We start from the raw sequence: 10,510 nt of genomic DNA on the forward strand, positions 1-10,510 counted from the left end.
GCACCGGACTGATGGGCGAGAGGCTGAGGCCGATCGTCGACCGGCTGGAGGGGGTCGATATCTCGGCAAGGATGCTGAGGAAGGCGCGGGCAAAAAATATCTATGACGCGCTGACAAAAGCGGATTTGCAGGATTTTTCCTATTCGGGCGGCAAGGCCGATCTGGTGACGTCAGCCGACGTGCTGATTTACATCGGTGGGCTCGAAGGTTTGGTGGCAGCGGTCGCCGGCCTGCTCGCCGAGGGCGGCCTGTTTGCCTTTTCCGTCGAGAGCCTCGTGGATGGCGGCGACTTCGCGCTGCAGCCGTCGCGGCGCTACGCCCATTCGGATGGCTATGTCGGACGGACCCTCGAGGCCAACGGTCTCTCGATCGTCGCGCTGGAACCGACAACCATCCGCTGGGATCGCCGAGAGCCTGTCAAAGGCCTGGCCGTCGTGGCACGGAAAGCTCAGGCCGTGTGAGGCCAGCTCGTTGCACTGCTGCGAAAAAGTCCGATTTGCGTGCGCGACTGATATTTGCGATCTGGTCGCATCAGGGCGGGATACCAGGAGGAGCACTTCGATGCGCTGGAACATGATGATCTTGGCGTCTTGCCTGGCAACCACCGGCTGCGTCGGCAATTCAGCGTCCGAGCGGCAGGATGCCAACATCGAATCCTCGCTGCAATATGACAGCGTGCCATGCGATCAGTTGCTGGCGCAGCGCAACGGATTGGCGCAGCAATACAATCTCCCGACGACCGCCAAGCCGACCTTCTCCAATCCCGCCATGGGCTTCGGTCCGTTCACGCCCGACATGCGCTCCAAGGCCCAGCGCGACAGCGACAAGGCGTCGGGCGAGATCGATGCCATGAACCGGTCCATCGACCGCCGCGACTGCGGCAAGCCGGACAAGCAGAAGAAGTTCGCTCTGCCTGGCTGATAATCCAACCGTCCATTAGCAAGGCTCCGTCCGGTGAACCTCTCGGACCTCGGCGACCGCATCTGTATCCTGGGGCCGTCCAACAGCGGCAAGTCGACGCTCGCCGACGCGATCGCGCGCAAGCGCGGCCTGACACCCATTCATCTCGATCTGCTCTTTCACCTGCCCCACACGGATTGGGTGCAGCGTCCGAAGGACGAGTTCATTGCCCTGCATGACGCCGCGATCGCTGGCGAGCGGTGGGTGATGGACGGAAACTACTCGGTTTGCATGCCGCAACGCTTCCGGCGGGCGACGGGATTGATCCTGCTGGACATCTCCACCTCCGCAAGTCTGCTGCGCTATTTCAGGCGAACCCTGTTCGAGAGGGACAGGCGCGGTGGCTTGGCAGGCGGGCGCGACAGCATCAAATGGGACATGATCCACCACATCGCCGTGACCACGCCGAAAAATCGCCGGAGATACCGGACAATGTTCGAGCAGATCGATCTGCCGAAGCTGCAACTGTCGTCGGTCCGGGCAATCAAGGAATGCTTCCGGGAGTGGGACTTGCCCAGATGAGGGTAACGCCCTGCTAATATCCCGCCTTGCGGTCCACCAGATTGTCGAGCTTTTCGCCGCGCTCGAAAGCATCCATCTGGCGCAGCATGGTCGGTGCCAGGTGCACGGGATCGGAGGTCGCCGCGGCATGCGGCGTCACGAACACTTTCGGATGGGTCCACAGCGGGCTGGTCTTGGGCAGCGGTTCGACCTCGAACACGTCGAGGCTCGCTTCCTTCAGCGTGCCGTCGTCCAACGCCCGTATGATGTCGGCGTCCTTCTGCAGACGTCCACGCCCGGCATTGATCAGCACCGAGCCGCCAAGGCCGTTGCGCTTGCGCAACTCCTTCAGCACGCCGTAATTGATGATGCCTTGCGTGTCTGGAGTAAGCGGCAGAAGCACCACCAGAATGTCGGTGGCATTGAGGAACGGGATCAGGCCTGCTTCGCCGGAATAGGTCGCCACGCCCTTCATCGGCCGGTCGCTGCGCGACCAGCCATTGACCGCGAAGCCGAGTGACAGAAGCACCGAGGCCGCGGCCCGGCCGAGGCTGCCGAGACCCATGATGCCGACGGAAATGTCGCCGGCCGGCCGCTGCAGCGGCTCGTGCCAGGTCTTCTTCAGCTGCTGCGACCGGTAGAGCAGGCCCTGGCGGTGATGGTCGAGAACCCGCCAGACGACGTACTCGGTCATGTACTGCGTGAGGTTGTCGGCGACGACCTTGACGATCGGCACGTCGGGCAGGCCGGGATCGGCGAAGATATGGTCAACGCCTGCGCCGATCGAGAAGATGGCGCGCAGATTGGGCAGCGACGACATCAAATTGGGCTTGTGCTTCCACACCACCGCGTAGGTGATCGAAGGATCCTTGGCGCCGTCCGGCTCCAGCACCACCTCGCGCTCGGCCGACAACAGGTCGCGCCAGCGTTGCGGATGAAAGCCGGTGACGGCAAGCAGGATACGGCCTTTTTCCATCGCGGTTCGTTCAATCCTTCCTTGTGCGGATCACTCGCTGACCGCGCCTGTCGGAGCCGTCTCGATCTTGAAGGCGGCCGAGATCAGCGCCCGAGTATAGTCGGTTTGCGGATTTCCAAAAATCTGTTCGGAAGGGCCGGCTTCGACGATCTGGCCGTTGCGCATGACGATGACGTCATTGGCCAGCGCCCGGATGACCTTGAGGTCATGGCTGATGAAGAGATAAGCGAGGTCGTGCTTGGCCTGCAAATTGCGCAGGAGATCGACGACCTGCGCCTGCACGCTCATGTCGAGCGCCGATGTCGGCTCGTCCAGCATGACGAAGCGCGGGTTGAGCACCATGGCGCGGGCGATGGCGACACGCTGGCGCTGGCCGCCGGAAAATTCGTGCGGATAGCGGTTGCGGGTCGCCGGGTCGAGGCCGACTTCCTTCAGCACGGCGGCGACCTTGTCGTCGCGCTCGTCGGGCGACAGTTTCGGCTCGTGGATCTTCAGGCCTTCCTCGATGATCTCGGCGATCGACATACGCGGGCTGAGCGAACCGAACGGATCCTGAAAGACGATCTGCAGTTCGCGTCTGAGCGGCCGCATGGCGTTGAAGGTGAGCTGGTTGATGTCGCGGCCGTTGAACTGAATGGTTCCGGTCGACGAGATCATGCGCGCCAGCGCCAGGCCGAGCGTCGTCTTGCCGGAACCGGACTCTCCGACCACACCGAGTGTCTGGCCGGCGCGCACCGTGACATCGATGCCGTCGACCGCTTTCACATGATCGACCGTGCGCCGGAAGAAGCCCTGCTTGATTGGGAACCACACCTTGATGTCCTTGCCGGTCATGACAGGCTTGGCGTCGGCATTGGCGGCCGGCGGCTTGCCTTTCGGCTCGGCGGCCAGAAGGTGGCGTGTATAGGGGTGCTGCGGGTTAGCGAAGATGTCCTTGGTCGGGCCGGTCTCGACGATCTTGCCCTTGGTCATCACGCAGACCCGGTCGGCGATCTTGCGCACGATGCCGAGGTCATGGGTGATGAACAGCATCGACATGCCCTTGCGGCTTTTGAGGCCCGCGAGCAGTTCGAGGATCTGTGCCTGCACCGTGACGTCGAGCGCCGTCGTCGGCTCGTCGGCGATCAGCAGTTCCGGCTCGTTGGCGAGAGCCATGGCGATCATGACGCGCTGGCGCTGGCCGCCCGAAAGCTGATGCGGATAGGCGTCGAGCCGCTTTTGCGGATCGCGAATGCCGACTTCGTTGAGCAGGGCCAGCGTGCGCGCCTTGGCCGGACGGTCGCCCATGCCCTGATGCAGCTTCAGGATTTCGACGATCTGATGCTCGATCGTGTGCAACGGATTGAGCGAGGTCATCGGCTCCTGAAAGATCATGGTGATCTTGTTGCCGCGCACCTGGCGCAATTGCTTCTCGCTCATGGCCAAGAGGTCGGCGCCCTGGAACAGGATCTTGCCCGACGGATGGCTGGCGCTGGGGTAGGGCAGCAACTTCAGCACCGACAGCGCCGAGACCGATTTGCCGGAGCCGGATTCGCCGACCAGCGCCACCGTCTCGCCCCTGGCGATGTCGAACGAGATGTGGTCGACGGCAACGGACTGGCCGCCGCCCTGGCTGAAGGCGACGCTGAGGTCCTGCACGCTGAGCAAGGGCGCTCCGCTCATTTGAACGTCTTGCGCGGATCGAAGGCGTCGCGCGTCGCCTCGCCGACAAAAACCAGCAGCGACAGCATCAGCGAGATGACGACGAAACCGGATATGCCGAGCCAAGGCGCGTTGAGGTTGCGCTGCGCCTGCTTGAGCAATTCGCCGAGCGAGGCCGAACCCGGCGGCAGGCCGAAGCCGAGATAATCGAGCGAGGTCAGCGTCGAGATCGATCCGCTCAGCAAAAAGGGCAGGAAGGTCAATGTCGCCACCATGGCGTTGGGCAGCAGATGCCGGAACATGATGGTGCGGTTGGGTACGCCGAGCGCGCGCGCCGCGTTGACATATTCGAAGTTGCGGGCGCGCAGGAACTCCGCCCGCACCACCCCGACCAGCGCCACCCAGGAAAACAACAGCATCAGGCCGAGCAGGATGAAGAAGCCGGGCGGCAGGATGGCGGCGACGATGAGCAGCAGATAGAGCACCGGAATGGCCGACCAGATCTCGATGAAGCGCTGGAACAGCAGATCCGTCCAGCCGCCGAAATAGCCTTGCAAGGCACCAGCCCCAACGCCGATGAGAGCCGAGCCGGCGGTCAGGATCAGGCCGAACAGCACCGAAATGCGGAAGCCGTAGATGACGCGCGCCAGCGCGTCGCGTGCCTGGTCGTCGGTGCCGAGCCAGTTCCAGTTGCCGGCATTGCAGGCTGGGTCATCGGCTCCTTGCGGATACTGGTTGCAGCGCGTCTTGGCGTCGTATTGCCAGGACGGCTTGGCGGGTGCCGCTTCCGGGATGGCGTTGTTGACGGTCTGGTAGGAATAGCGGATCGGCGGCCAGATCATCCAGCCATGGGCATTGATTTCGTCCTGGATCACCGGGTCGCGGTAATCCGTGACCGCATAGAAGCCGCCGAATTTTTCTTCGGGGTAAGCGACCATCACCGGAAACAGGATTTCGCCCTTGTAGGAAGCGATGATCGGCTTGTCGTTGGCGATGAATTCGGCAAACAGCGACAGCACGAACAGGATGAGGAAGATCCATAGCGACCAGTAGCCGCGCCGGTTGGCCTTGAAATTCTGCAGGCGGCGCTTGTTGAGCGGCGACAGGAACGGCCGTGGGAGCCGCTCCGGCAAGACACCGGCGGTAACGCTTGCCTCCGACATCAGACGTCTCTCCGCTCGAAATCGATGCGCGGATCGACCCAGGTGTACATCAGGTCGGACAGGAGCCCGATGAACAGGCCAAGAAGCGAGAAGATGTAGAGGTTGGCGAACACCACGGGATAGTCGCGCTCGACCACCGACCGGAAGCCGAGCAGGCCGAGCCCGTCGAGGGAGAAGATATTCTCGATCAGCAGCGAGCCGGTGAAGAAGGCCGAGATGAAGGCACCGGGGAAGCCGGCGATGACGATCAGCATGGCATTGCGGAAGACGTGGCCGTAAAGCACCTGCCGTTCCGACAGGCCCTTGGCGCGCGCCGTCACCACATACTGCTTGCGGATTTCCTCCAGGAACGAGTTCTTGGTCAAAAGCGTCGTCGTGGCGAAGGCCGACAGCACCAGCGCCGTCAGCGGCAAGGTCATGTGCCAGGCATAGTCGGCGATCTTGGCCGGCCACGACAACTGATCCCAATTGTCGGAGACAATGCCGCGCAACGGGAACCAGTCCCAGAACGAGCCGCCGGCAAACAGCACCATCAGAAGAATGCCGAACAGGAAGCCCGGAATGGCATAGCCGACAATGACGACGCCGCTGGTCCAGACGTCGAAGGGGGTGCCGTCCCTGACCGCCTTGCGGATGCCGAGCGGGATCGAGATCAGATAGGACAATAACGTGATCCAGAGCCCGATCGAAATCGAAACGGGCATTTTCTCAAGGATCAGGTCGAGCACCGAAATATCGCGGAAATAGCTGTTGCCGAAATCGAACCGGGCATAATTCCACAGCATCATGCCGAAGCGCTCGAGCGGCGGCTTGTCGAAGCCGAACTGCTTCTCCAGCTTCTTGATGAATTCCGGGTCGAGGCCCTGGGCGCCGCGATATTTCGAGCTGACGTCGCCGGCAGCGTCGAAATTGGAACCGCCCGCATCGCCGCCGCCACCGCCGAGGCGGTCGCTGCCGCCCTGGTTGGTCAGCTTGGCGATGACCTGCTCGACCGGGCCGCCAGGCGCGAACTGGATGACGGCGAAGGATATCGCCATGATGCCGAACAGCGTCGGGATCATCAAAAGGATGCGGCGCAGTATATAGGCGCCCATCAGATGGTATCCTCCTCAGGGAGAGCCACCGTGTCCGGCGGCACCCCCAAGGCAGTCGCGTCAGGCCAATTGTCGACGCCGGCGCCGCCCCTCATTGTCCTGCCGGACATTTCTCCCCGTATAGGGATGGGGAGAAAGGGGCTGGCCATGATCTCGGCGCTCTTATCGCGACGCTTGTAGTTGGCGAAATCACTGATCAGAGCACCCCTCTCCCCGTCACTATACGGGGAGAGGATGCCGGCAGGCAGGTGAGGGGCAGCGCCAACGCCCGCAAGAAATTCAGCCTTTGCCAATTTTTGCCGCCTTGCCCTTATCGAACCACCACAGCGCCTCGACCGGAAAGCCGAAATCGGGCTTTTGCTCGACAAAGCCGAACATGTCCCAATAGGCGACGCGGTGATTCGCCAGATAGTATGTTGGAATCCAGTCTAGCCGCGCGCGCAAGATCCGGTCGAGCGCTCTCAGCGCCGCGACGAGTTCTGCGCGGCTTTGCGCCTTGCCGGCCGCCACGATCAGCGCGTCGATGGCCTTGCTTTTCGTGCCCGGATAATTGCGCTGCCCCGGTGTGTCAGCCATCCGGGAATCATAGAGCATTTCCAGCCCGTCATCAGTCGGTGTCGCTCCGATCGACCAATGGAGCATGTTGAGATCGAAGTCGAAATCGCTCTGCCGCTGTTCATATTGCGCTGAATCGACTTGCCTGGTCGATGCGTCGATTCCGATCGCCTTCATATTCTCGGACCACGGAGTGTAGATGCGAACGATGCCATCATCCTCCGCCAGCATTTCAACCCGCAGCCGCTCACCCTTGTCGTTGACGAGGAAACTGCCCGCGCGCTTCCAGCCGGCTTGCGCAAGCAACCGCGAAGCCTCGCCCAGCTGCTTGCGGTCATGGCCCGAACCGTCGGAGAGGGGCTGCGTTACGGCTTCACCAAAGACCTCTGGCGGCAACTCGGCTCGGAACGGCTCCAGCAGGGCCAATTCCTCAGGCGAGGGCAGGCCTTCGGCTTTGTAATCCGACCGTTCGAAATTCGATTGAGCGCGTTCGTAAGAGCCGTAAAACAACGCCCGCTTCATCCACTCGAAATCGAAGCATCTGGCGATCGCTCGTCGCACCCGTTCGTCGCGAAATTGCGGGCGACGCTGGTTAAGCGCGACGCCCTGCATGTCCGGCGTCTTTTCGCCGGGAAATTCCCGTTTGACGACCTTGCCGTCCTTCAACGCTGGAAAGTCGTATCCGGTCGCCCAGACACGCGCGGTGAATTCCTCGCGAAAATGCGTATCGCCCTTTTTGAAGGCCTCGAATGCCGCCTGCCGGTCGAGATAGAAGTCGATGCGTATACGGTCGAAATTGTACAGACCGCGGTTCACCGGGAGATCGCGGCCCCAATAGTCGGCCACGCGGTCATATTCGACAGTCTGTCCGGCCGCGACGCGTCCGATCCTGTAGGGCCCCGAGCCAAGCGGCGGTGTCATCGTTGAGGCATCGAAATTGTTGGCCGTATAAAAGGCCTTGGACACGATCGGCATTCCGACGACCGCTAGGATGTTTTGCGCGGACTGTTCGCCATTGAAGGTCAGGGCAAGGGTGACGGGATCGACCGCGACCGCCTCCGTCATATGCCGCAGCGCCTTGGAAAGGTTCGGGTGGCCTTGGTCCTTGTACAGCTTCAGCGCGGAGGCGACGTCTTCGGCGGTCAGCGGCGAGCCGTCATGGAAACGCGCTTGCGGCCGAAGCGCGAAGCGGAAGCCGTTGCGGTCTTGCGACAGCGTGACGGACTCGGCAAGCAGGCCGTAGACCGCATCCGGCTCATCGAGCGCGCTTGCCATCAGGGAATCGAAGCAGAGTTCGGCGCGCGGCGGCGCCTCTCCTTTCAACACCAGGAAATTCAGTGTGTTGAAAGTCAGGAAGCTCTGATTGAGGGTTGCGCTGGGCGGCGTGAAATTCATCTGGCCGCCCTTGGGAGCGTCCGGATTGACATAGTCGAAATGCGCAAAATCCGGTCTGTATTTGAGGTCGCCGAAGGCCGACAGGCCGTGCAGCTTGATCCCGGTGGCAATGTTTGCGAAAGCCTTGCCCGGCAACAAGGCGGCGGCAGTGGCAGCTGCGCCAAGAGCGAGAAAGTCGCGGCGGGGCAGGGCCGTCATCGATTGCCGCCCCATCAATTACCGCCTTTGTATTTGGCCGCCAGCGCTTTTTCCTTGTCGAGATCGACCCACCAGGAATCGATATCGGCGCCGACATAGGCAGGCTGCTTGTCGGGGAACTTGAACTTGTTCCAATAGGCCAGCCAGACGGCGGAACGGTAATATTGCGGCACCACGTAGAAGTTCCACAGCAGGATGCGGTCGAGTGCGTGGGTGGCGGCGACGAGATCATCGCGATCGGTGGCGAAGATGATGCGATCGACCAGCGCATCGACGATAGGATCCTTAATGCCCATCAGGTTGCGCGAACCGGGCGCGTCGGCAGCCTTGGAACTCCAGAAATCGCGCTGCTCGTTGCCGGGCGACTCCGACTGGCCGAACAGACCCGTCACGACATCGAAATCGAAATTGTTCACGCGGTTGATGTACTGCGTCTGATCGATGATGCGCAGGGTAGCGTCGACGCCGATCTTGCGCAGGTTGGCAATGTAGGGGCTGGCGATCACCTGATCTGTGTCGTTCCAGCCGAGGATCTCGAACTTGAACGGTGCGCCTGTCTTGGCGTTGACCATCTTGCCGCCCTTGATGACCCATCCGGCCTTGGCGAAGAGATCGACGGCCTGCTTCAGATACTTCCGCTCCGCTTGCGGCGAATCGTAGACAGGCAGCTTGAACTCCTGAGTGAAGAGTTCCGGCGGCAGCTTGTCGCGGTATTTTTCCAGGATCTCCAGCTCCTTGCCCTGCGGCAATCCGCTGGACGCCAGTTCGGTACCCTGGAAATAGCTCGATGTGCGGGTATTGAAGCCGAAGAACAGCGTGCGATTCATGCTCTCGAAATCGAATGGTATGGTCAGTGCTTCGCGGACCAGCCGATCCTGGAACAGCGGCCGCCTCTGGTTGAGAACAAAGCCTTGCATCGGCTGTGGCGACTGTGTCTGGAAGTCCTTCTTGACGACGTCGCCTGCCTGGATGGCCGGGAAATTATAGGCCGTCGCCCATTTGCGAGAACTGTATTCGCGGTTGATGTCTTCCAGCCCACCTTTGGTGAAGGCAAGCCAGGCGGCATTGTCGTCGAGGATGTAGGTGTATCGGCGCGTGTCGAAATTCTCGCGGCCGATCTTTACCGGCAGCTTAGCCGCCCAATAGTCCGGCACGCGCTGCCAGACGATTTCCGAACCGGGTTTGAAGCTGGCGATCTTGTAGGCGGCCGAGCCGAGCGGGATTTCCAGCGTCGGCTTGGTGACATCGCGCTTCTTGCCGCTGGCATCGGTGCCCTCCCACCAGTGTTTCGGCAGCACGGCAAGGTCGCCCATGATCTTGGGCAGTTCCCGGTTGCCCTTCTGGTTGAAATGGAATTCGACCTCGCGATCGGAGATGGCGACCGCATCGGTGACGTTCTCGAAATAGCGGCTGTATTGCGGGCTGTTGGCCTTCAGCACCTGGAACGACCAAATCACATCGTCGACGGTGATCGGCTGGCCATCATGCCATTTGGCGCGCGGGTCGAGCCGGTAAGTCGCCGAGGAATAGTCAGCCGGGTATTTGTAGGCGTCGGCGATCAGGGGATGGCTGACGCTGCCCTCATCGGTCGCCTGTTCCATCAGCGTGTCGTAGAGCAGGCCGCCGCCGAAGCCGACAAGACCCGCGGCAGGCGATCCCTGGACGACATAGGGGTTGAAGCTGTCATAAGTGCCGAGCAGCACCGAATTCAGCGTGCCGCCCTTGGGCGCGTTCGGATTGACGTAGTCATAGTGCTGGAAATTGTCGCCGTATTTGGATTGGCCGATCAGCGATGAGGTTGTCCGCCACTCGTCGGCCCGGGTCGTCTGCAACCCTGCCACCAGCAGGGCCGCCGCCAGCAGCGACTTGAGAAGCGTTCGGCCAACCGTCATGCACTCTCCCTTTCGCGATGCGTGCCAGATCATCCAGAAGGGCGATCCTAGATGATTTGACGCTCGTGAAAACCGCAATGCGCCGGCTTTGTCGCCGCACCGCGCATTTTCCCAACAAAAAAGCCGGGCTGAACC

General features: G+C 61.7%; 9 protein-coding genes. 3 read left to right on the top strand and 6 right to left on the bottom strand.

What is annotated here, in order from left to right:
• The 3 genes from EOA36_RS15835 to EOA36_RS15845 form a co-directional block, all read left to right on the top strand.
• The coding region (locus tag EOA36_RS15835) for a methyltransferase domain-containing protein (protein ID WP_127278431.1) at window positions 1-461 on the top strand (461 nt) is incomplete at its 5' end.
• Between the two features lie 100 nt (window positions 462-561).
• On the top strand, window positions 562-921 hold the full coding sequence (locus tag EOA36_RS15840) for a hypothetical protein (RefSeq protein ID WP_127278432.1): 360 nt from the start codon (window positions 562-564) through the stop codon (window positions 919-921).
• 33 nt (window positions 922-954) lie between these two features.
• On the top strand, window positions 955-1,482 hold the full coding sequence (locus tag EOA36_RS15845) for an AAA family ATPase (RefSeq protein WP_127278433.1): 528 nt from the start codon (window positions 955-957) through the stop codon (window positions 1,480-1,482).
• A gap of 13 nt (window positions 1,483-1,495) precedes the next feature.
• Here EOA36_RS15845 and EOA36_RS15850 read toward each other — a convergent pair whose 3' ends face one another.
• The 6 genes from EOA36_RS15850 to EOA36_RS15880 all read right to left on the bottom strand — a co-directional run bounded on the left by EOA36_RS15850 (window position 1,496) and on the right by EOA36_RS15880 (window position 10,375).
• Window positions 1,496-2,437 carry a glyoxylate/hydroxypyruvate reductase A gene (locus EOA36_RS15850; protein ID WP_127278434.1) on the bottom strand — a complete coding sequence of 314 codons (942 nt, stop codon included), beginning with the start codon at window positions 2,435-2,437 and terminating at the stop codon, window positions 1,496-1,498.
• A 30-nt stretch (window positions 2,438-2,467) separates the two neighbouring features.
• Window positions 2,468-4,099 (bottom strand): ABC transporter ATP-binding protein, encoded by a 1,632-nt coding sequence (locus EOA36_RS15855; protein ID WP_127278435.1) that lies wholly within the window; start codon window positions 4,097-4,099, stop codon window positions 2,468-2,470.
• Window positions 4,096-5,241 carry an ABC transporter permease gene (locus EOA36_RS15860; RefSeq protein ID WP_127278436.1) on the bottom strand — a complete coding sequence of 382 codons (1,146 nt, stop codon included), beginning with the start codon at window positions 5,239-5,241 and terminating at the stop codon, window positions 4,096-4,098. The genes EOA36_RS15855 and EOA36_RS15860 overlap by 4 nt, the downstream gene beginning before the upstream one ends.
• Window positions 5,241-6,335 (bottom strand): microcin C ABC transporter permease YejB, encoded by a 1,095-nt coding sequence (locus EOA36_RS15865; RefSeq protein WP_127278437.1) that lies wholly within the window; start codon window positions 6,333-6,335, stop codon window positions 5,241-5,243. The genes EOA36_RS15860 and EOA36_RS15865 overlap by 1 nt, the downstream gene beginning before the upstream one ends.
• 279 nt (window positions 6,336-6,614) lie before the next feature.
• Window positions 6,615-8,483 (bottom strand): extracellular solute-binding protein, encoded by a 1,869-nt coding sequence (locus EOA36_RS15875; protein WP_127278439.1) that lies wholly within the window; start codon window positions 8,481-8,483, stop codon window positions 6,615-6,617.
• Window positions 8,484-8,497: 14 nt separating this feature from the next.
• Complete coding sequence (locus EOA36_RS15880; protein WP_127278440.1) at window positions 8,498-10,375, bottom strand: extracellular solute-binding protein; 1,878 nt, start codon at window positions 10,373-10,375, stop codon at window positions 8,498-8,500.
• Window positions 10,376-10,510: the final 135 nt, after the last annotated feature.

Origin of the sequence: Mesorhizobium sp. M8A.F.Ca.ET.021.01.1.1 (assembly GCF_003998025.1) — a bacterium.
Classification (GTDB): domain Bacteria; phylum Pseudomonadota; class Alphaproteobacteria; order Rhizobiales; family Rhizobiaceae; genus Mesorhizobium.